The 21,036-nt window shown below is 59.4% G+C and carries 17 protein-coding genes and 2 pseudogenes; 14 read left to right on the top strand and 5 right to left on the bottom strand.

Features of this window, described 5'->3' with window-relative positions; genetic code table 11:
- Positions 1-15: 15 nt before the first annotated feature.
- The 8 genes and pseudogenes from FJ977_RS22760 to FJ977_RS22795 all read left to right on the top strand — a co-directional run.
- Positions 16-849, top strand: coding sequence for a helix-turn-helix transcriptional regulator (locus tag FJ977_RS22760; protein WP_140774422.1), 834 nt, complete (start codon positions 16-18; stop codon positions 847-849).
- 147 nt (positions 850-996) lie between these two features.
- Positions 997-2,493, top strand: a complete 1,497-nt coding sequence (locus tag FJ977_RS22765) for a M81 family metallopeptidase (RefSeq protein WP_140774423.1) — start codon at positions 997-999, stop codon at positions 2,491-2,493.
- A 39-nt stretch (positions 2,494-2,532) separates the two neighbouring features.
- Positions 2,533-4,113, top strand: a complete 1,581-nt coding sequence (locus FJ977_RS22770; protein ID WP_140774424.1) for an ABC transporter substrate-binding protein — start codon at positions 2,533-2,535, stop codon at positions 4,111-4,113.
- Positions 4,114-4,146: 33 nt separating this feature from the next.
- Positions 4,147-5,205 (top strand): ABC transporter permease, encoded by a 1,059-nt coding sequence (locus tag FJ977_RS22775; protein WP_246683265.1) that lies wholly within the window; start codon positions 4,147-4,149, stop codon positions 5,203-5,205.
- A 10-nt stretch (positions 5,206-5,215) separates the two neighbouring features.
- Positions 5,216-6,109: a nickel transporter permease gene (nikC, locus tag FJ977_RS22780; RefSeq protein ID WP_140774426.1), complete on the top strand. Its 894-nt coding sequence runs from the start codon at positions 5,216-5,218 to the stop codon at positions 6,107-6,109.
- On the top strand, positions 6,106-6,942 hold the full coding sequence (locus tag FJ977_RS22785) for an ABC transporter ATP-binding protein (protein WP_140774427.1): 837 nt from the start codon (positions 6,106-6,108) through the stop codon (positions 6,940-6,942). The genes nikC and FJ977_RS22785 overlap by 4 nt, the downstream gene beginning before the upstream one ends.
- A gap of 68 nt (positions 6,943-7,010) precedes the next feature.
- A complete protein-coding gene (locus FJ977_RS22790; RefSeq protein WP_348643221.1) occupies positions 7,011-7,727 on the top strand; it encodes an ABC transporter ATP-binding protein in 717 nt (238 codons plus the stop codon).
- 586 nt (positions 7,728-8,313) lie between these two features.
- Positions 8,314-8,659, top strand: a pseudogene (locus FJ977_RS22795) (DUF892 family protein); the annotation flags it as partial.
- Between the two features lie 159 nt (positions 8,660-8,818).
- Here the strand turns inward: FJ977_RS22795 and FJ977_RS22800 are convergent.
- A complete protein-coding gene (locus FJ977_RS22800; RefSeq protein ID WP_140774429.1) occupies positions 8,819-9,463 on the bottom strand; it encodes a nuclear transport factor 2 family protein in 645 nt (214 codons plus the stop codon).
- Between the two features lie 120 nt (positions 9,464-9,583).
- Here FJ977_RS22800 and FJ977_RS22805 point away from each other — a divergent pair, with 120 nt between their 5' ends.
- From FJ977_RS22805 to FJ977_RS36355, 3 genes and pseudogenes are all read left to right on the top strand, one after another.
- The gene (locus tag FJ977_RS22805) at positions 9,584-10,327 is read left to right on the top strand and encodes a DUF4142 domain-containing protein (protein WP_140774430.1); all 744 of its coding nucleotides are present in this window, start codon (positions 9,584-9,586) and stop codon (positions 10,325-10,327) included.
- A 21-nt stretch (positions 10,328-10,348) separates the two neighbouring features.
- Positions 10,349-10,945 carry a hypothetical protein gene (locus tag FJ977_RS22810; RefSeq protein WP_140774431.1) on the top strand — a complete coding sequence of 199 codons (597 nt, stop codon included), beginning with the start codon at positions 10,349-10,351 and terminating at the stop codon, positions 10,943-10,945.
- A 246-nt stretch (positions 10,946-11,191) separates the two neighbouring features.
- Positions 11,192-11,323: pseudogene (locus tag FJ977_RS36355) on the top strand (catalase); the annotation flags it as partial.
- A gap of 163 nt (positions 11,324-11,486) precedes the next feature.
- On the opposite strand, the gene FJ977_RS22820 reads toward FJ977_RS36355, so the two are convergent.
- From FJ977_RS22820 to FJ977_RS22835, 4 genes are read right to left on the bottom strand one after another with little or no spacing between them, the layout of a single operon-like run.
- Positions 11,487-12,605, bottom strand: coding sequence for a response regulator (locus tag FJ977_RS22820; RefSeq protein ID WP_140774432.1), 1,119 nt, complete (start codon positions 12,603-12,605; stop codon positions 11,487-11,489).
- A gap of 8 nt (positions 12,606-12,613) precedes the next feature.
- Positions 12,614-13,177: a chemotaxis protein CheB gene (locus FJ977_RS22825; RefSeq protein ID WP_140774433.1), complete on the bottom strand. Its 564-nt coding sequence runs from the start codon at positions 13,175-13,177 to the stop codon at positions 12,614-12,616.
- Positions 13,177-14,016, bottom strand: coding sequence for a CheR family methyltransferase (locus FJ977_RS22830; protein ID WP_246683267.1), 840 nt, complete (start codon positions 14,014-14,016; stop codon positions 13,177-13,179). The genes FJ977_RS22825 and FJ977_RS22830 overlap by 1 nt, the downstream gene beginning before the upstream one ends.
- Complete coding sequence (locus tag FJ977_RS22835; RefSeq protein ID WP_140774434.1) at positions 14,013-17,447, bottom strand: response regulator; 3,435 nt, start codon at positions 17,445-17,447, stop codon at positions 14,013-14,015. Before FJ977_RS22835 ends, FJ977_RS22830 begins: the two co-directional genes overlap by 4 nt.
- Before the next feature lie 901 nt (positions 17,448-18,348).
- Here FJ977_RS22835 and FJ977_RS22845 point away from each other — a divergent pair.
- Genes FJ977_RS22845 through cyoA form a run of 3 tightly spaced genes read left to right on the top strand, consistent with a single transcriptional unit; the run spans position 18,349 to position 21,035 of the window.
- A complete protein-coding gene (locus tag FJ977_RS22845; protein ID WP_140774435.1) occupies positions 18,349-18,801 on the top strand; it encodes a DUF2231 domain-containing protein in 453 nt (150 codons plus the stop codon).
- Positions 18,802-18,812: 11 nt separating this feature from the next.
- Positions 18,813-20,153, top strand: a complete 1,341-nt coding sequence (locus tag FJ977_RS22850; RefSeq protein WP_140774755.1) for a sorbosone dehydrogenase family protein — start codon at positions 18,813-18,815, stop codon at positions 20,151-20,153.
- Between the two features lie 39 nt (positions 20,154-20,192).
- Complete coding sequence (gene cyoA / locus FJ977_RS22855) at positions 20,193-21,035, top strand: ubiquinol oxidase subunit II (RefSeq protein WP_140774436.1); 843 nt, start codon at positions 20,193-20,195, stop codon at positions 21,033-21,035.
- Position 21,036 lies beyond the last annotated feature (1 nt).

Raw genomic sequence — 21,036 nt, forward strand, 5'->3', positions numbered from 1 at the left:
AAACCGAAGAAATCGATGAACATCTGGCAGAATCAGGATCTCTTCTCCGCGAGGCTTCGCGAAGCCTGTGCACGCCATAAATCGATCTCGAAGGTCTGCCGCGATCTTGGAATAAACCGCCAGCAATTCAACAAATATCTGTCGGGGTCCTCGTTTCCCTCGGCAAACAATCTCGTCCGCATCTGCGGCTATCTGGATATCGACGGCTACGGCAGCGGCTTGGCGACATCGTCGAGGCGCCAAGCGCCGGGCGGTCACGGCACCTCGGGTCAATTGCTGCTGGGATCTTTCCTGGAGCGGATAAACGAAGCCAATCCCGATGCGCGCCGCAGGATCGAGCGTTATGCGGGCTACTACCATTCCTATTATCTGTCGCCTGCCTATCCGGGGCAGATTCTCAAATCCATTTCGCGCATCCATGAGAAGCAGGGGCTCTTCTTCGACAAGACACTGGAGCGGATAGTCGACAGAAACGACCCTTACAAAAAACTGCGTTCCCTGCACAAATACAATGGCGATGTATTGCATACGAATGATCGCCTCTATGTGCTGCACCAGACCATCGGCATCCATCAAACCCTGTCGATGGTGGCATTCTATCCATCCTATTCCCCGACCCCGCGGATTCTGTCCGGTGTCTTCGTCTCGGTATCAAGCGGGCCTGGACGCCAGCCTTTCGCGTCGCGCGTCGTCTATGAATATTGCGGCATCGCTCCCGATTTGCGCAGGATGATCTCGGCCTGCGGGCTTTACCCGGTCGGCAGCGGCGAGATCAGCGACGAGATCGCCAAACGGCTGGACAACCATGTCGATGCGCACGACACCGTGCTGCGCGCCATGGAATACTGACTGCCTGTTCCAGCCTTCCCGCGGCCCTTCGCTTGTTTGAGCGAATGTGAGCGAGCGAATTGCGCCGACTAGCGAAATTGTGCGGCGCACAAGCATTCGATACCGTCCGATCCGCAACTGACCTCGACCGGAAGGGTATCACTCGCCATGACCGCGCGCCCGCGCATCGCCATCGCCGGATTGCAGCACGAAACCAACACGTTCGCACCATTCGGCGCGTCTTACGGCGACTTCGTTCGTGCCGATGGCTGGCCCGAAATGACGACCGGCGATGCCATTCTCGATGTCTTCTCGCCGCTGGCCATCCCGATTGGCGGCTTCATCCGCGCGGCGCGCGATACGTGTGACTTCCTGCCGCTCGTCTGGGCCTCCGCGGAGCCCTGCGGCTTCGTCACCGACGACGCGTTCGACCGCATGTCGACGATGATCTGCGAGGGCATTGCGCAGGCCGGCGGACTGGACGCCGTCTATCTCGACCTGCATGGCGCGATGGTCGTCGAATCCCATGAGGATGGTGAAGGCGAGCTCTTGCGCCGCATCCGGGCCATTACCGGGCCCGATCTTCCGATCGTCGCAAGCCTCGACCTACACGCCAATGTCACCGCCGCGATGGTCGAACTGTCGGACGCGATCGCGCTGTACCGGACCTATCCGCATATCGACATGGTGGAAACCGGCCAGCGCACCTATGCGCTCCTGCGGCAGCGGATCCAGCACGGCAAACCGTTTCTCAAGGCATTTCGCAAAGCGCCTTTTCTTGTGCCGCTCGCTGCACAATGCACTGATCTTGAACCCTGCCGGGGCCTTTACGCCGGCCTGCCGGGCACGCCGGCCGGTGGCGTCCTGAATGTCGACCTCGCCATGGGCTTTCCGCCGGCCGACATTGCCGAATGTGGCCCGGCGATCGTTGCTTACGGAACCGGGGAAGCCGCGGTGACGGCCGCCGCCGACGAGCATTTCGGTCGGCTGCTTGCGGCCGAGTCTGTGTTCGAAGCCCCCATGGTCAGCCCCGCGGCGGCAGCCGGCTACGCGGCCTTGCATGGCCGCAAGGGCACGCCGATCGTGCTCGCCGACGTTCAGGACAATCCAGGGGCCGGCGGTACATCCGATACTGTGGGATTGTTGCGCGCCATGGTCGACGCCGGCTTACGTGACAGTGCGCTCGGGCTGTTGTGGGACCCCGAAACGGCACAAGCGGCGCACGATGCCGGCGTTGGAGCCGAGATCGATCTCGTGATTGGCGGCCGCTTCGGCTACGATCCGGAACCCTTCGCCGCAACTGTGCGTGTCGAAGCGCTTTCCAACGGAACCTTCACTTGTCACGGCGCCATCCTCGGCGGCGTCACCGTGTCGCTCGGGCTCATGGCGCGCCTGCGCATCCTTGACGAAAGGTCGGATGTCCAGGTCGCGGTCTGCAGCATCCGCTACCAATGCCTCGATCAGGGCCTGTTGCGCGCCGTCGGCATCGAGCCAAGCGAACAGGCTGTCATCGCGGTCAAGAGCACCATCCATTTCCGCGCCGATTTCGAACCGATCGCCCAGGAAATCATCATGGTCGAGGCTCCTGGAGCGAATTTCTGCCGGAACGATCAGGTCGTCTACAAGAACCTGCGTCCCGGGGTGCGGCTCAGCCAAGGGGGTTGAGCCAAGCCATCCGCTATCAACGAAGAATGGGAGACAACAATGAGACGCATGTTTCTGGGACTCTGCCTCGCGGCTGCCATGCTGTCGGTGCCCGCGCTTGCCGATACGCCCGCCAACACGCTGGTGGTGGCCAAGGCCATCGACGATATCGTGACGATGGATCCAGCCGAGATCTATGAGCTCTCGAACTCCGAAATCGCGGTGAATGTCTATGACCGTCTGATGGGCCTCGAGATTGGCGACATGAAAACGCTGGTGCCAAAAGTGGCCGAAAGCTATTCGGTCAGCGATGACGGCAAGACCTTTACCTTCAAACTGAAATCGAATTTGAAGTTTCATTCCGGCAACCCGGTGGCCGCCGAGGACGTCGCCTTCTCGCTGCAGCGTGTCATTCTGCTCAACCTGACCCCCGCCTATCTGTTTCAAGGCCTCGGCTGGACCACTGACAACGTCAAGGACATGGTCAAGGCAGTCGACCCGTCGACCGTGAGCATCACTGTGTCGGAAAAATACGCGCCGACCTATGTCCTCAACCTCATGAGCACGGTGACCTCATCAATCGTCGACAAGAAGGAGGCGATGGCGCATGAAAAGGACGGAGATCTCGGCCATGCCTGGCTGAAGACCAACTCCGCCGGCTCGGGCGCCTACAAGATGCGCTCCTGGAAGGCAAACGAGTCCGTGATACTCGAGGCCAATCCCGGCTTTCGCCTTGGCGCGCCCAAGATGGAACGTGTCATCATCAGGCATGTACCCGAAGGCGCCACCCAGCGCCTGCTCGTAGAAAAGGGCGACATCGACATCGCGCGCAACCTGACGCCCGATCAGATCAAGGGCATCGAAGGTAACACCGACCTGGTGGTGGGGACCTTCCCCAAGGCGACGATCTACTATCTCGGCCTCAGTCAGAAGGTGGAGGCCCTGAGGAACCCAAAGGTCCAGGAAGCGCTGCGCTGGCTTATCGACTACCAAGGCATGGCGGACTCGTTCCTGAAAGGCCAGCAGCTCGTGCATCAATCCTTCTGGCCCGCCGGCTTCTACGCCTCGCTGGAAGACAATCCCTACAAGCTCGACCCTGCCAAGGCGAAAGCACTGCTTGCCGAAGCGGGCTATCCGAACGGCTTCGAGATCGGGCTCGACGCAGGCAACACCCAGCCTTTCACCGCCATCGCCCAATCGATCCAGTCGACATTCGCGCAAGCCGGCGTGAAAGTCACGATCAACTCCGCCGAGATCAAGCAGGTGCTGACCAAGTACCGGGCTCGCCAGCATGACATGATCTACATGTACTGGGGACCGGATTATCTCGATCCGAACGCGAACGCCGACAGCTTCGCCAACAACCCCGACAACAGCGATGCTTCCGCCTCGAAGCCGCTTGCCTGGCGCAACAGCTGGGATATCCCGGATATTTCCAAGGAGACGCGCGCGGCACTTCAGGAAAGCGACATCGAAAAACGCAAGGCGATGTATCTTGACCTGCAGACAAAGCTGCAGAAATCCGGCCCATTCATCAATATGTTCCAGGAAAGCGAACAGACCGTCATGCGCAAGAATGTGAAGGGCTTTTTCTCGGGGCCGAACGCTGACCTCGTATTCTACTATGACGTGACCAAGTAAGCGTTCGGGATCGCATCGCGGATGGCCACTGACATGACTTCGACGGGACGCGCGGTTGCCAGCTGGCAACCGCGCGTCGCCGAGCTCGCTTACGAACTTGTCCGCTTTGCCGGCATCCTGGCCCTTACCCTGCTCGGTCTGATCTTCATAACCTTCATCATCGGGCGCGTGGTCCCGATAGACCCGGTCCTTGCCATCGTCGGCGACCGCGCGCTGCCCGAGACCTATGCGCGAGCCAGACAAGAACTCGGCATCGACCTGCCGATCTATCAGCAATTCTGGATATACCTCCTCAAGGTCGTGCAGGGCGATTTCGGCACCTCGGTGATGACGTCGCGTCCGGTGCTCTATGATCTGGCGCAATTCTTTCCAGCGACGCTCGAGCTCGCCACCGCGGCAACGCTGATTGGCGTCGTCGTCGGTATTCCACTCGGTGTCGTTGCCGCCACGCATCACGGTCGATGGATCGATCACGTCACACGCGTCGTCGGCCTCGTCGGCTACTCGATCCCGATCTTCTGGATGGGCCTTGTCGGCCTCCTTGTCCTTTACGCCTGGCTCGGTCTCGTCGCTGGACCGGGCAGGCTCGACATCGGCTACGATGGCCTGGTCGAGCCGGTCACCGGGCTCATCACTATCGACAGCGCGATGTCCGGTGACTGGGATGTGTTCGCCAATGCGCTCTCGCATCTGGTGCTGCCAGCGAGCCTGCTCGGTTATCTGACACTCGCCTATGTTTCGCGCATGACGCGAAGCTTCATGCTGGCGCAGCTCAGCCAGGAATACATCCTGACGGCGCGCGCGAAAGGCATGCCGGAACGTCGTGTGATCTGGCGCCACGCGCTTGGCAACATCGTCGTGCCGCTGATTACTGTCGTCGCGCTGAGCTACGCGTCCTTGCTCGAAGGAGCGGTGCTGACCGAGACGGTGTTCGCATGGCCGGGGCTCGGTCTCTACATCACCCGCTCGCTGTTCAACGCCGACATGAACGCCGTACTCGGCGGCACCATGCTGATCGGCGCGATCTTCGTTTGCCTCAACGTATTCTGCGACCTGCTCTACCGGCTTCTGGACCCGAGGGCACGAATATGAGGGCGCGCGCATGACGGCACGCGAATGGCTGCTCACCGACACGCCGCACTCGCGGCGACAGGCCTCTGTCGGTCACTGGTATCGCAACTGGCTGGCTTTTCGTCTCAACCCCCTGGCGATGATCGGCCTTGCGATTGTCACACTGCTGATTCTGGTCGCGGTCCTCGCCCCGGTACTGCCCTTGCAGTCGCCGACCTTGCAATCGCTTGCCACAAGGCTCCAGCCGCCCGGGTCCGAGCACTGGTTCGGGACCGACGAACTCGGCCGTGACATCTTCTCGCGCGTTGCCCACGGCGCACGCATCACCCTCACTATTGTCCTTATGGTGGTGGTTATCGTCGTGCCGGTTGGGCTTCTGATCGGCACGGTGTCGGGCTATCTCGGCGGCCCTGTCGACGTCGTGCTGATGCGCATCACCGATATCTTCCTCGCCTTCCCGCGGCTCATCCTGGCGCTGGCCTTCGTCGCAGCGATCAGGCCCGGCCTGGAAAGCGCCATCATCGCCATCGCGCTGACCTCATGGCCGCCTTACGCGCGCATTGCCCGCGCCGAGACGATCACCGCGCGCAACACCGATTTCGTCAAGGCGGCGAGATTGCAGGGCGCCTCGGCCTTCCGCATCATCTGGCACCACATGGTGCCACTTTGTGCCGCATCGGTCATCGTGCGCATGACGCTCGACATGGCGGGCATCATCCTGACCGCCGCGGGCCTAGGCTTCCTCGGATTGGGAGCGCAACCGCCAACGGCGGAATGGGGCGCAATGATTTCAACGGGGCGGGACTATCTGCTCGACCAATGGTGGGTGGCGACCATTCCAGGCATTGCGATCTTCATCGTCAGCCTGGGGTTCAACCTGCTCGGTGACGGCTTGCGCGACGTGCTGGACCCCAAGCGGACATGAGTGCGCCGGTCCTGGACGTCGCAAACCTGCGTGTCACCTTCCCGACCCATCATGGGGACGTGGACGTGGTGCGCGGCGTCAGCTTCACGGTTGGACGTGAAAGATTGGGCATCGTCGGTGAATCCGGCTCCGGCAAATCACTGACCGGGCGCTCGATCTTGCGGCTGGTGCCACCCCCTGGACGAGTGAGTGCCGACAAACTGTCGTTCATGGGACAGGATCTCCTGAAGCTGTCGGAAACCGAAATGCCCAATATCCGTGGCAAGCGTATCTCAATGGTGCTGCAGGATCCGAAATTCTCGCTTAATCCTGTCATGAAGGTCGGCCACCAGATCGAGGAATCCTATCGCCGGCATGTCGCCAACAACCGCCGTCAGGCGCGCGAAAGCGCGATCGAGGCGTTGAAAGCAGTGAAGATCCGCGATCCGGAAACGGTCTACCACCTCTATCCGCATCAGCTTTCCGGCGGTATGGGACAACGCGTCATGATCGCCATGATGCTCATCCCGGAACCGCAATTGCTCATTGCCGATGAACCGACATCCGCTCTCGATATGACGGTACAGCTTCAGGTCCTAGCCATACTGGACGACCTCGTCCGTGAACGCGGCATGAGCCTTATCCTGATCAGCCATGACCTTGGTATGGTCTCTGCCTTCTGCGACCGGGTGTTGATCATGTATGCCGGAAAGGTGATCGAGACCGTGAAGGCGAGCGATCTCGATAAGGCCCAGCACCCCTATGCGCGCGGCCTGATGGCTTCGGTGCCGCGCCTCGGCGACGACCGGGCGGAACTGCCCGTCCTGCAGCGCGATGCCGGCTGGGCGAAATGAGCGAGCCGATGATCCGGATCTCCGACCTTTGCGTCAGCTTCGGCAAGGGCGCAAGGCGGCTAGCCGCCGTGCGCAACGTATCGTTCGATGTCGCTCATGGCGAAGCATTCGGCTTGGTCGGCGAATCCGGATCGGGCAAATCGACCGTGCTGAATACCGTCGCCGGCTTGATCGACGCTTATGCCGGTGCGGTCAGTATTGACGGCACGGAGGCGCGGCCTTCCCGCAGCCATGCGCAGCGTCGCCTCGTGCAGATGGTGTTCCAGGATCCTTATGGATCGCTGCATCCAAGACACACGATCGACAAGGTGTTGTCGGAGCCGGCCCGCATCCACTCCCTACCGGACATCGAGCAGCGGGTTGAACGTGCCTTGGCCGATGTCGGGCTGAAGCCCGAACATCGTTTCCGCTTCCCGCATCAGCTTTCCGGAGGACAGCGCCAGAGGGTAGCAATCGCCCGAGCGATCATTCTGGAACCGCGCGTGCTTCTCCTTGATGAGCCGACATCCGCACTTGACGTCTCGGTGCAGGCGGAGGTCCTCAATCTGTTGCGGCGGCTGCGGCGGGAACGCGGCTTCACGACCATCATGGTAAGCCATAATCTGGCGGTCATCGCCTACATGTGCGACCGGATTGCGGTGATGAACGGTGGACGCATTCTGGAAACTGGAACTAGTTCCGATTTGGCACAAGGGAAGTTTCAGCACGCCTATTCGCGCCAGCTCCTGCGGGCAAGCGGCGGCTATGACCGCGCACTCCTGGAGGATCTCTGGCAGGAAGTCTGAGATAAACTCGATGACGCGGCATGCCCAATCGAAATCTCGGAAGGACAAGGGCAAGCAGGAGGCCAAGAATTTCAAGGCGGAGGGGTAAGACTGCGGCCTAAAACACGATTGAGTAGACCGGTCGGGCCGGCTCGCTCCTGACCCTTCTTGGTCAGGGCATGCTCAGCGTCCCAAGGGCGTGACGACAGCGAGACAAGCTCGTCCTTGTAGACCACCCCCCGCCATGTAGTTTGCGATGATGCGCGACGCGATCACGTCGCGAGCCTCCGCGGTTTGGTCATCCAGGTGGGGACGGTCGGTAATGCCGCGGCAGTTGTCGAGATGTTTGATGCCAGTCCATTATCCTTTAACGGGCTAGTGACCGATATTCGTTTAGGAAACGGTAAATCCAGGTGGGAAGTAGCCCGGTACATACGGCAGTCGAACTCGACCATACCAGTCGTCTACATCAGCGGAGATAGCGGAAAGTATTGCGGCGCCGAAGGAGTGCCGAGCAGCGTCACGATCGCCAAACCGTTTGCGATGGTCCAGATCATTACGGCACTTTCGACGCTTTTGAATCAGCAATTGCCTGCCGGGCCGCAGCCAGACCCGGGAACATGTCGCGCGCCTCGAAGAGATCTTCCAGATCATCGACAAGAAGCCACAGGGAAGACTTGCGCTGCGATTGTCGGCATTACCGATGAGGGCGCCGAGATTATGCAGGAGTAAAAGGGGACCCCAGCTCTTGATGCCGCCTGCTGGCGGTCGCTCAAGCCGTTGAGCACTAAGACATCCCGCATTATGGTATGATGAAGGCCTGGGCAACCGAACTCGGTCTGGACGAGGCCATCTCGCTGCTGGAGCTTACACTTGGTGAGGAAAAAACGACTGACGAAGCGCTGACCGCGCTTGCTGTATCGACGGTCAACGTCGCCGCCGAGGTTGCTTAGAGCAATATACCCCCGCCCCGACCTCACCGCGTCGGCGCTGCAACCGGCGGGAACAAGCACAAAACGAGGAGTGCATTCCATGGTGGTCAGTATCGAGCAGACCCTGGCGGACGCGATACTGGCCATGCGCATGGTACGTAAATCCATCGACGACCATGGTCATCTTGAAGCAATGATTGACTTCGACAGGGTGATGGAAAACGCAATTGAAGAAGCCGAGAAACAACTGACCAAACTGCAGGCGTCAGGACCGTCCTGATTTGTGGCTGCGGATTTCAATGATTTCGGTTTTGATAGGGTTGAAGCCGGATCCGCATGTCGGTGGATCAGCTTCCATTTACCGCTGTCGCGCCGGAAAATCTCGGTGATCCGCAACTTCATCTTGGTAGGATGCTCTCCGATCTTGCCATCGAAAACCTGGAATCCGGTCCAAAAGGCGATCTCCTGAGAGGCCTGCAACACCTTCAGTTTCGTCTCGCTGCCGGGCGAGAATTCATTTGCATCGCTGTCATAGCGCGCGGCGACGTTTGCGACGCCGGAAACCGAACCGCCGGTCGGCGAGACGGTTGCTTTGCGTTCACTAGCGACGATCGCATCCACCAGGCTCGCGTCGCCGCTTGAATAGGCGGCCGCTATCTTTCCGGGCTGCGCCATGAAGTCGTCGAAGCCGCCATCCCGCTTAGCTCGACGGGGAGATTGTTGGCCAGTTTCTTGAGATTCCCGGGCGCAAAAGGCAGCACGCGAGTTAAAGCGAAGGCGGACGTTTGGTTCGTAAATTCCGAACTCAGGGCGTGCTTCCGCCAAGGGCCGAGGCCTTTCTTGTGATGCCACGTCACCCCCCGCAAGCACTATGTGGTCGCAGCTTGGAACCAAGCTTTGTCAGGGAGGTTGGGAAACATCGATCTCTGAAACCAAGGAACGGCTATGAAAAACAACCTTCGTTTGGCGGCCCTGTCGCTCGCCACAGCAATGGCGCTTGCACTTCCGGCGTTAGCCGCGGATACGGCGCAGGACTTCGTTACGAAGGCCGCCGTCGGAGGCATGTTTGAAGTCCAGTCGAGCAAGGTCGCACAGGACAAGCTTCAGGATCCAAACCTGAAGGAATTCGCCCAGAAGATGATCTCCGACCACGGCGCCTCCAATGCAAAGCTCGAGGGTATCGCCGGAGAACAGAAGCTCCAGGTACCGACTGAACTCGATGCACCTCACAAGAGTGATGTCGACAAATTGCAGTCGGCCGCAGCACCGGTAGATTCGTCCTATGTCGACATGCAGAAGGCGGCGCATGCGGATGCCGTGAGCCTATTTGAGTCCTACGCGAAGGATGGCGACAACGCCACGCTGAAGTCATTCGCATCGGAAACCTTGCCCACGCTCAAGATGCATCAGGAAATGATCCAGAAGGTCGCGACTAGCGCGCCGGCTTCCGACAGCGCCACACCAGCGGTCACCAGCAGCGGCGAGACAAATCCCGCGGCGCCCGTTCCCGGCGCAAACAGCTTTACCGAAGCCCAGGCCAAGACGGCGATTGAGAAGGCTGGATTTGCGGACGTCTCTGCCTTGACGAAAGACGACAAGGGCATCTGGCGCGGAACCGCAAGCAAGGACGGCAAGTCCGTGCCGATCGCGCTCGACTATCAGGGCAACGTCGTCGCCGGCACCAATTGATCAGAAACGAGGAAAGATCCGATGAAAACCGTTACAGGACTGTTCGATAATTATGACGACGCCAACGATGCGGTGGGCGAACTTGTATCCACTGGCGTGTCGCGCGGCGACATCAGCATCGTGGCCAACAACGCGAGCGGCTGGCACAAGGGTGACGATACCGAAGCTGGAGAGGACGCGGTTACCGGCGCTGGCGTGGGTGCCGTCATTGGTGGAGCGGGCGGCCTGCTGACCGGTCTCGGCTTGATGGCCATTCCCGGCGTGGGGCCCGTCGTTGCCGCGGGCTGGCTGGCAGCAACTGCGGTAGGTGCAGTTGGTGGCGCGGTTGTCGGTGGCGCTGCCGGTGGCATCATTGGCGCAATGACAACGGCCGGCGTCCCTGAGAACGATGCCCATGTTTATGCCGAGGGCGTTCGCCGTGGCGGGACGCTCGTCACCGCGAAGGTGGAGGATAATCTTGTCCCGAATGCCGAACAGATCCTGAAGCAATACAGATCGGTCGACGTCGCTCGCCGACGCACCGAGTACGAGGCTGGCGGCTGGACCGGGTTCGATCCAAGGGCCGACGTCTACACCGAAGATGAGCAGGAACGAGCCAGGGCTCGACGCGACCTCTGATCGTCAATTGAGGGACGACCTAAGGTCGCCCCTCAAATCTATACCGCAACGCCGATCGTCCCACACGCGGAACCTCTCATCTGCGGATGACTTGTTATGGGGGTCCGCATCCGTCGCTTGGTCCCGGTGTTTACGCGACTTACGTGGCAATGTGCTCCCCAACCATGGTTCACAGCGAGGTTGTCATGCCAATAACCGTCAACGGATCGGACGCCTCGATTCCAGAAGATCCGCGGGGATCGCTCCTGGACGGGCTTGGCCGCTCACCAGCCGCTTGGCAACATCAATCGCGCACGGCGTGACACGTATTTGCACTCATCTGATTTCCGCAGCCGCACCAATGGCTGTCCGATCCATGAGCCCGGACCAGCTGGGTAACCGCAGGGTCGATGCAAGGTCAGGAGTTGAGAGTTGCCCAACAGTCTTTTAAGCGGCTTGGAGGGCTCTGGTGGCATTTCCATGTGTGCGCGTTTAAGAGCAACCTTTTGACATACGACACGGCGGTCGGTTCCGGATGTTCATAAGGGCCGACGATGACCGATCACCCGCCGAGGCTTGTGAGGGGGACTCTGAGCAACAGGGACAAACCGTCGCTTTGCCAATCCCTTGAGATCGTCCCGCCTAGCCCGGTCAACGCAACCTTCTCAAGCGTTGTACCAAATCCTTCACGGGAGGTCGGCTCTTCAGATATGAGCGCCCCACGCTCTTTCCAGGTTACGTCGAGAAAATTGTCAACCGCAGCAATCTCTACTGTCAGTCGACCATCGGGTGAGGACAGCGCGCCATACTTCGCCGCATTGGTAGCCAGTTCATGCAGCAGCAGGGCCAGTGTCGTCAAAGCGCTGCCGGAGAGTGACACGTCTGCGCCGCTGATCGCGATTCGCGATGCATGCGCGTGTTCGTGCGGCTCCAAAATTGCCTTGGTCAAGGCGATAGCCGTCGTGGTTGCTTGCGTGATCTGATCGGCGCCGAGATCTGGCAGGGTCAGATCGTGTGAGCGCGCAAGCGCTTGCAACCGCGCTTTCAGGTCAACCGAAAATTCTTGGACTGTCGTAGCGGTTCTGGCACTGAGCGAGATGATCCCGGCGGTAACGCTGAAGAGGTTCTTGATGCGGTGATTGATCTCGCGCAGAAGCAACTCCTGCTGCGCCCTTGCATCCTTGTGATGAATTATGTCGTGTCTCAATGTAACCAGAAACTCGTCCTTGCGCTTTCCGGCGTCCCGCAACGCCTCCGCCTGCGCTTCGAGTTCGTCACGCTGTGCGGCTATCTGCTGGCGCTGTCGGTAGAGTTCGAAAAACACATCCGCCTTGCTGCGCAGGATGTCCGGTTCGATCGGTTTCTGGATGAAATCGACGGCACCTGCTTCGTAGCCCTGAAACCGTCGGTGACCATCGGCGCTTCCGGCAGTGACAAAAATGATCGGGATGCGTCGGGTCCGCTCGTTCCCGCGCATCAATTCGGCCAACTCAAAACCGTTTAGGCCGGGCATCTGCACATCGACGAGTGCCAGGGCGACATCATGCTTGAGCAGCAGTTCAAGGGCTTGATCTCCAGACCTGGCCTTCAACAGGACAAGGTTGTCTCGGCGCAGCAGCGCCTCAAGTGAAAGGAGATTCTCCTCTAGATCGTCGACCAACAAAAACGAGACAGGCGGCATTGTCGGGATTAAACCTCTCGCAGATAGTCTGCTATGGCGCTGAGTGACATAACGCTCGCGCCCGGACACATTTTGATGGCTGCTTGCGGCATCGCCGGCGCGAATGCGCCATCCGGATTTTGAACGATTGCAAGCCCGCCGGCCTCTACCACGGAAAGCATCCCCCTTGCGCCATCATGATTGGCCCCAGTCAGGATGATCGCGATCAACGCCTCGCCGTAGGCATCGGCGGCGCTCTCGAACAGGACGTCGATCGACGGTCTTGAAAACAAAACCGGTTCGTCGCTGGAGAGAGAAAGACCTTTGTCGACTTCGATCAGGAGGTGATAGTCGGGAGGGCCAAAATATATGGTTCCGCCAACGATCCGTTCCTTGTCCTCGGCTTCGCGTACCGGCAGTCGGCACTTCGCCTTGAATAGGTCGGCAATAACGCTACGCCTGTCAGGCGGGACGTGCACGACCACGATCACCGGTAGTTTGAAACTCGCCGGCAATGCCGGCAGGATGATCGACAAAGCTTCGAGCGCTCCGGCCGAAGCGCCTATCACGATTGCTTCAGGCTGGCCTGCCATCAGTCGGCCCGTCTCTGATAAATCTTCTCGTCGCGCACAAAATCCACGAAGCCGCCCGAATGCGCTGAAAACCGCAGGCTTTCCTTGGCACCAAGCCCGAGGAAACCCTTACGGGCCAGGGAGTCCTCGAATAGACCAAGCGCGCGATCCTGAAGCAGCCGATCGAAATAGATCAGGACGTTGCGACATGAGATCATGTGCATCTCGCCGAACACAGCGTCCGTGACGAGACTATGGTCGGAGAACACCACGTTTCGGCGCAAGCTTTTATCGAACGACGCCCCGCCATAGGCGGCCTTGTAATAGTCAGATAGCGAGGATTTGCCGCCGGATTTTCGATGGTTCTCCGTGAACAACGGAATCCGGTCCAAGGCAAAGATGCCCGCTTCCGCGGCATGCAGCGCGTCCTTGCTGATATCGGTTGCGTAGAACAGGGTCCGGTCTTCAAGCCCCTCCTCGCGAAAAAGGATGACCATCGAATAGAGCTCTTCTCCCGCACTGCAGCCGGCAATCCAAAGCTTGAGCGATGGGTATGTTCTCAAGTGAGGCACGACCTTGTCGCGGATCGCCTGGAAATAGCTGGGATCGCGAAACATCTCGCTGACCTGAACAGTCAAATATCTCAGTAATTTCTCCAGCATTTCGGGCTGATGCAAAAGGCGTTCCTGCATCGCCGAGAACGTGGCAAACCCCAGCTGTTCGCGCGCCTGTTTGAGGCGCCTTTTTATGGAAGCCATGGCATAATGACGGAAATCGTAATGGTATCTTGTGTATAACGCTTCCAGCAAAAGCCGGATCTCGATGTCTTCGACCTTATCTGTTGCCAGTGCCTCGATCACTTGGGCATCCAGACGCGCACGAGGGACAAAAGCTTTTCGACATCGAGCGGCTTGGCCATGTAGTCATTGGCACCGGCATCGATGCACCTTTGTTGATCATCGGGCATGGCTTTGGCGGTCAACGTAATGATCGGCAACTTCTTCCAGGCGGGATTTTTGCGAATCTCTCGGGTGGCTTCCAAGCCATCCATGACAGGCATCATGACATCCATAAGTACCAGATCGACGGCTGCACCCTCTCGACTGGAGAAGCGTCGTAGCGCCTCCAGGGCCTCGCGACCGTTGCGCGCGATCTCGACAACGGCACCGCGCGGCTCAAGGATGTTGGTCAGCGCATAGACATTGCGGACATCGTCCTCGACGACGAGGATTCGCCTGCCCTCGAGCAACGCATCTCTGTTCCTCGCCCTGCGGATCATCTTTTGCTGTTCATCCGGAAGCTCCGACACAACCTGGTGCAGGAACAGGCTGACTTCATCCAACAGCCGTTCCGGCGACTTTGCGCCCTTGATGATGATCGACTTCGAGTATTTGCGCAGTCGGTGTTCGTCGTCGGCCGATAACTCGCGCCCGGTGTAGACGATAACAGGCGGGTACGCATAAGCGGTTTCGCCGCTCATTGTCTCAAGCAGCGAATAGCCGGAGGCGTCGGGCAGAGACAGGTCGAGCACCATGCAGTCGAACGTCTGTTCCTTGAGCAGTTCAAGGCATTCGGCCGCAGTGCCGGCAGTGACGGTTTCGACGTCATGAGACGTCAGCAATTTTGCCATGGCTTCGCGCTGAACCAGATCGTCTTCAACGATGAGCACCCGATGCAGGCGCTGCGACAGCTTGGCCTCAAGCTTCTGCAGGACTTCGACCAGCTGTTCGCGCTTCACAGGCTTGAGCTCGAATCCGATAGCCCCCAGCATCAACGCCGCTTCCTCATGGTCGTCTGCCGAAACGATGTGAATCGGGATATGACGGGTCGTGACGTCGTGTTTGAGCCGGTCCAGCACTGCCAGCCCTGACTGGTCTGGCAATCCCACATCCAGCACGATGGCATTTGGCATGAATTGCTTGGCAAGTGTCAGCGCTTCTTCGGCCGTACCTGCGACGAGCGAGCGGAAGCCCATCTCGCGTGAGAGGTCGCGCAGGATTGCCGCGAAGCTATCGTCGTCCTCAATCACCAGTAGGACGCGTTTGGTGTCGGGCGTGGCGTCGCGATCGTCGGCGACCTTACGGGACTTTGCGGCGGGCGTTGGGCCCGGCAAGTCAAGACGTGGGAGGGATGGCACGTTAGGTACAACCGCCGCGGCTTCGCGAGACGCGACTTTCGCCGGATCATAGGAAACCGGCACGGTAACCGTGAAGGTGCTCCCCTCTCCTGGTTGGCTTTTCAGGTCGATCGATCCGCCCAACAGCCGGGCAAGCTGACGCGAGATGGAAAGGCCAAGACCGGTACCGCCATACTTGCGGCTGATTGTACCGTCGGCCTGATGAAAAGCCTCGAAGACGCTTTGCTGCTGTTCCTGCGCAATGCCGATACCAGTATCGGAAACCGAGAACGAGACACGTCCGCCACCAGCCGGCTGGATTGAAAACCGGACTTGGCCGGCTTCAGTAAACTTGAAGGCATTCGAGAGAAGATTCTTGAGCACCTGTTCGAGACGTTGGGGGTCGGTCTCGATGCTTTCGGGCATTTCTGGCGCCACGTCGACGGCAAAGCCGAGGTTTTTGTCCTGGGCCACGGGCGCGAACATCTGCCTTATGTTGTCCGCAAGACGCTGTATGGCCATCGATTCTGGCCTGATTTCCACATGCCCGGCTTCGATTTTTGACAAATCGAGGATGTCATTGATCAGGTTGAGTAGATCATTCCCGGACGACTGGATCGTCTGCGCATATTTCACCTGCTCGGCGCTGAGATTGTCGTCTGGATTGTCTGCCAGAAGCTTTGCCAGAATCAGTGAAGAATTAAGCGGCGTCCGCAACTCGTGCGACATGTTGGCAAGAAAATCCGATTTGTACCGGCTGGCTTGCTCGAGTTCGCGTGCTTTGAGTGTGACGGAGGCGTTGGCACTCTCAAGATCGTCTCGTTGAGCCTCCAACTGTTGCGCCTGCTCCTCGAGCTGAGAATTGGTCTGTTCAAGCTCGACCTGCTGTTGCTCGAGCCGCGCGGCCGATTCCTTGAGCGCGCGACCCTGTTCCTCAAGTTCCTCGTTGGAGACGCGTAATTCCTCGCTCTGCGTCTGCAGTTCCTCGGACTGGCGTTGCGTTTCCTCAAGCAGGTCTTGCAGCTCACCGCGATAGTTTGCTGACCGTACCGCGATGGCCACGGCCTCCGAGGCCTTTTCGAGGAGCGTGACAACGCTGCTGTCTATAGCCTTAAGGAAACCGAGCTCAATGACCGCGTTGACGACTCCATCGACGCTCGCTGGTGCTATGATGAGGTGCCGTGGCTTGTCCTGACCAAGCGCCGAGCCGAAGGCCAGATAGCCTTCGGGCACATCACTGACCAGCATTGAACGGCCGCCTGCCGCCGCTTGGCCCATCAGGCCTTCCCGTTTTCTGAACTGAGTCGTAACGTTTGCGTTTTCAGGAACGCCGTACGTGGCAGAGCGTCGATAGACGTCGCCATTGCCGACAAAGATAGCTCCCGCCACAGCGCCGAGATAATCCGCAAGAAACTCCAGAATGCTGCTGCCAAGCTGCTCCAAAGGCTGGTCGCCGATAATCGCCGCTGATAGCCCAACCTGGCCGTTCTGGAGCCACTCTTCGCGCCGGCGCGCCAGCGTTGCTCTGCGCATCAGGAACCCAATCACTGCGGTCAGCAGGATGCCGAGGACTCCTGACAAAAGGCCGCCGGCCAAAGCAGTCTGCTGAGCTGAATTCATTTCAGCAAGGCGCTTGGCGCGAAGTGAGGCCTCCTCCTGCGCCATCGCCGCCAGTTGCGCGCGTATGGCATCCATCTCGATTTTGCCGCGATCGGAATTGACGACGGCCAAAGCCGAGTCAAGGTTCTGGGAGCGTCGGAGATCGATCGTCTGGGCGAGTTCGGCCAATTTGGCTTCGACATGGATCTTTAGCGCTGCGACCGATCGTTCCTGGGCAGGGTTACCGCGCGTGAGCTGCGTGATCTCGTTGAGCTTGACCGGGATCGACGCCAATGCCGCGTTGTAGGGCCCGAGATAGCGTTCGTTGTTGGTCAACAAGAAGCCGCGCTGGCCGGTCTCGGCGTCCTGCGCGCTGGACAGCAGGCCGTCCAGAGCAACAATCACGTCATACGACTGGACGATCTTCTGATTGCCTTCGCGAACGGCCTGAAGGTTGAAGTAGGCAAGGATACCGCTGGCGAGGAAAAACACCACGGCAACCAGAAGCCCCATTGCGACAGCGGGTTCAAAGCCCAGCGCGTGGTCGCGTCTGCCGGGAGCTGAGCTACGTTCCATGGTACGGTCTCGACAGGTTCAGTTTGCAGACGCCGCGCGGAGCGGCCGAAGCCTTCCTAAAGCGAAACCAGCACGATTTCGATATCTTATGAGAAACTCTGGGTACGGATGAGCGATTTTGTAACCGCCGTCCGCGACGCCGAGAGATGGTGCGGCGACATGTCGAATCAAGAGACAGCTATATGAATCGCACCTGCTAGGCCGCGCATTTCATCGCTGTGAAAAGGCCTTCATGCCCTTTTTGATGGCTCGACGCGCTTCGTCGGCATCTTGCCACCCTTTGAACTTGGTAACCTTGCCAGTGCCGATGACGGATGAGAGAAAGAATTGCTCAATCTCGTGCCGCAAATCGTGTCGAGCAGGAGATCAGGGTCAGGTTCGCGGACGTCTGGCGTCCAGGCCGGTGCAGCGGTGGGGAGCCCATGGTGCGGTAGTTTCTTGGCCAGCCGAACTCCTTTTGGTAATCGCGGGGGGTGGCGGCGCGCAGGCGGAGCAAATTCGCCGGGTAGAGTCGATGCGTCGAATCCGGGTCCCATATCAAATGAGAATGCGGATTTCTCCAGCCCGGCGTAGTCCAAGCTTGGAGGGCTGGAGGAGGAACTGATGGACCTCAAGAAACTCGTGGCTGACCTTTCGCAATCGCTTTTGCGCCGACGCGCCGCATCGCCGGCTTCAATGGTGCCTCTAAAACCGGTCGTCGACAATCGCCTCAAGGCGAGACAGACGCCCGTATACCGACCGCCGAAGCCACATGCGCCGCGGGCATCAAACATGTAGGACGCCGGAGTCTGGGGCATGCGTAACCCAGCCGCCTACGATTTTTGAAGCGTGATAGCCTCCAGGGAACCTCCCTGTTGTCAGCGGGTTGATTTGCGTCGCTTTTTCGCAACCGGATCAAATCATGCTTAAAGAGACTTCCCAACCCGCCCGTCCTATCGTCGAGCGGCACGCCATACACGCACTGCTTGTCCCCTTCCCCATTGTGTGTTTCACCGGTGCGCTGCTTACCGATATCGCATACTGGCGAACGGCCGAGATGATGTGGGCTGATTTCTCGGCCTGGCTGTTGAGCTTTGGGCTGGCACTCGGGGTTCTTGCAGCCTTGGCGGGCCTTTTCGATTTCTTCACCAACCGTCTGGTGCGGCAGCGTTCGCGCGGATGGCTGCACATGGTCGGCAACATCGTGGTGCTGGTGCTCTCCGTCCTCAACGCCTTCGTCCACAGCCGCGACGCCTGGACGTCGGTCGTCCCGACGGGACTGACGCTTTCTGCGGTTGTGGTGGTCTTGATGATTTTCACCGCATCGATTGGTCGGTCCCTGGGAACAACGGAAGCGGCGGGAGTGGTCCGGTGATGCTTTTTTCCATGCCGTCCAAAGGAATTCTGCACGCCACAACCGCCATCCTGTTAAGCGTCACCGCTCTCAGTCTGATCGGCTGCAGCGATGATGCAGCCGATCCCAGCACGCAAATTGGTCCAAACCCGGCGCTGCCAGAGCCGCAGCAATATCTCATTCCGCCAATGAACCTTGCCAAGGTCATCGGCTGGTCCAACGATGAAACCCCAACGGTTCCGCAGGGTCTGCAGATCCATGCCATGGCGAGCGATCTTTCGCACCCGCGATCGCTTTACACTCTTCCCAATGGCGACGTCCTGGTGGTCGAATCACAAGGTCCAGGCAGCGAACCGATCAAGCGGCCGAAAGATCTGATCATGGGCTTCCTGCAATCGCTCGCCAGTTCCGGTGGTGGCGGTGAGAAAAGGCCGACCAATCAGATCACATTATTGCGAGATGCGGATGGCGACGGGGTTCCCGAAACCCGAACGGTGTTTCTCGATCACCTGAACTCGCCATTTGGCGTAGCTTTGGTCGGCAATGATTTCTATGTCGCCAACACCGATGCGATCGTCCGCTATCCCTACACATCCGGCGCTACGAAGATCACGGAGTCGGGAACTGTTTTGACGCCGCTGCCTGGTGGCCCCATCGATCACCACTGGACAAAAAGCCTCGTCGCCAGCCGTGATGGCACGTTGCTCTATGTAGGCGTCGGCTCGAACAGCAACATCACCGAGAACGGCATCGAGGCGGAAAAAGACCGCGCGGCGATCTGGGAAGTTGACCGGGCAACGGGGCGATCGAGGATCTTCGCCAGTGGCCTGCGCAATCCAAACGGCCTCACCTGGGAGCCGAAGACGGGCGCGTTGTGGGCCGTCGTTAACGAGCGCGACGAACTCGGCCCGAACCTGGTTCCGGATTACATGACCTCGGTCAAGGATGGTGCCTTCTACGGCTGGCCCTACAGCTACTATGGCCAGCATGTCGATCCAAGAGTCATGCCGCAGCGACCTGACCTTGTGGCCAAGGCGATACCGCCTGATTACGCGTTGAGTTCACATGTCGCGCCGCTGGGCCTAGCCTTCTACACCGGCAGCGCCCTACCCCAGGTTTACCAGGGCGGCGCTTTTGTCGGTGAGCACGGCAGTTGGGACCGGCCCGCCCTCAACGGCTACAAGGTGGTCTTCGTGCCATTCAAGGGCGGGCGTCCAGACGGCATGGCTCAGGACTTCGTGACCGGCTTTCTCAACGGGAAGGATGAAGCACGCGGCCGGCCAGTCGGATTGGCAGTCGACAAATCGGGAGCGTTGCTGATTGCCGACGACGTCGGCAACAAAGTCTGGCGCGTCACGGCCGCAACCAAATGACCGTCGTCGCCGGCGATCGTTTCCTGATATGGTAGCCCGATGCATGACGCATGGTCTTGGGTTTCCGGTGTTCTGGCTCCGCAGGGACCGATTGCCGCCAGCGAGTTGAAAATCCTGTTCAACGCAACAGCGATCATGCTGACCGTGGTTGTCCCGGTGATTGTGCTGACGCTAGCCTTTGCCTGGTGGTTTCGGGCCGGCAACAAGAGTGCCCGACGCCTGCCGGACTGGTCGTATTCGGGGCGCATCGAACTGGTGGTCTGGTCAATCCCGACGCTGATCGTCGTTTTCCTCGGCGGCATTGCCTGGCTTGGCAGTCATGACCTTGATCCTTATCGCGAGATTCAGTCGAAGACCTCGCCTCTGGTCGTGCAGGTTGTATCGCTCGATTGGAAATGGCTGTTCATTTATCCAGAGAAGAACCTGGCCACCGTCAACGAGTTGGTGGTTCCCGCCAACACGCCGGTAAACTTCCAGCTGACATCGGCCAGCGTCATGAACAGCTTTTTCGTGCCGCAGCTTGGCAGCCAAATCTATACCATGCCGGGTATGACGACCCGACTGAGCCTGAAGGCGGACAAGAGGGGCATATTCCCGGGGTTCTCCGCGCAGTTCAGTGGTTCGGGTTTTTCTGATATGCGCTTCGATGTGGTGGTCAAGGCCAGCGATGAATTCGAGGCTTGGGTCAACGCCAGCCATCAGGCCAATAGCGTTTTGGATCAGGCAAGTTTTACCAACCTTTCCCAGCAGAGCTCCAACGTCGCGCCGGCGCGCTTTGCCGCCGTTGAGCCAGGGCTGTTCAACAGCATCGTCGTCGGCAGCGCCCACGCCGCACACGCGCAGGCGATGCAATCCGGCCACATGCCAGACATGGGAGAGTGAT

Source organism: Mesorhizobium sp. B2-1-3A, assembly GCF_006442655.1.
Classification (GTDB): domain Bacteria; phylum Pseudomonadota; class Alphaproteobacteria; order Rhizobiales; family Rhizobiaceae; genus Mesorhizobium.

Coding starts and splice junctions, on each gene's coding strand:
- FJ977_RS22760 (WP_140774422.1), top strand. CDS start 16: ATGAACATCTGGCAGAATCAGGATCTCTTCTCCGCGAGGCTTCGCGAA.
- FJ977_RS22765 (WP_140774423.1), top strand. CDS start 997: ATGACCGCGCGCCCGCGCATCGCCATCGCCGGATTGCAGCACGAAACC.
- FJ977_RS22770 (WP_140774424.1), top strand. CDS start 2,533: ATGAGACGCATGTTTCTGGGACTCTGCCTCGCGGCTGCCATGCTGTCG.
- FJ977_RS22775 (WP_246683265.1), top strand. CDS start 4,147: ATGACTTCGACGGGACGCGCGGTTGCCAGCTGGCAACCGCGCGTCGCC.
- nikC (WP_140774426.1), top strand. CDS start 5,216: ATGACGGCACGCGAATGGCTGCTCACCGACACGCCGCACTCGCGGCGA.
- FJ977_RS22785 (WP_140774427.1), top strand. CDS start 6,106: ATGAGTGCGCCGGTCCTGGACGTCGCAAACCTGCGTGTCACCTTCCCG.
- FJ977_RS22805 (WP_140774430.1), top strand. CDS start 9,584: ATGAAAAACAACCTTCGTTTGGCGGCCCTGTCGCTCGCCACAGCAATG.
- FJ977_RS22810 (WP_140774431.1), top strand. CDS start 10,349: ATGAAAACCGTTACAGGACTGTTCGATAATTATGACGACGCCAACGAT.
- FJ977_RS22820 (WP_140774432.1), bottom strand. CDS start 12,605: ATGCCGCCTGTCTCGTTTTTGTTGGTCGACGATCTAGAGGAGAATCTC.
- FJ977_RS22825 (WP_140774433.1), bottom strand. CDS start 13,177: ATGGCAGGCCAGCCTGAAGCAATCGTGATAGGCGCTTCGGCCGGAGCG.
- FJ977_RS22835 (WP_140774434.1), bottom strand. CDS start 17,447: ATGGAACGTAGCTCAGCTCCCGGCAGACGCGACCACGCGCTGGGCTTT.
- FJ977_RS22845 (WP_140774435.1), top strand. CDS start 18,349: ATGCTTAAAGAGACTTCCCAACCCGCCCGTCCTATCGTCGAGCGGCAC.
- FJ977_RS22850 (WP_140774755.1), top strand. CDS start 18,813: ATGCCGTCCAAAGGAATTCTGCACGCCACAACCGCCATCCTGTTAAGC.
- cyoA (WP_140774436.1), top strand. CDS start 20,193: ATGCATGACGCATGGTCTTGGGTTTCCGGTGTTCTGGCTCCGCAGGGA.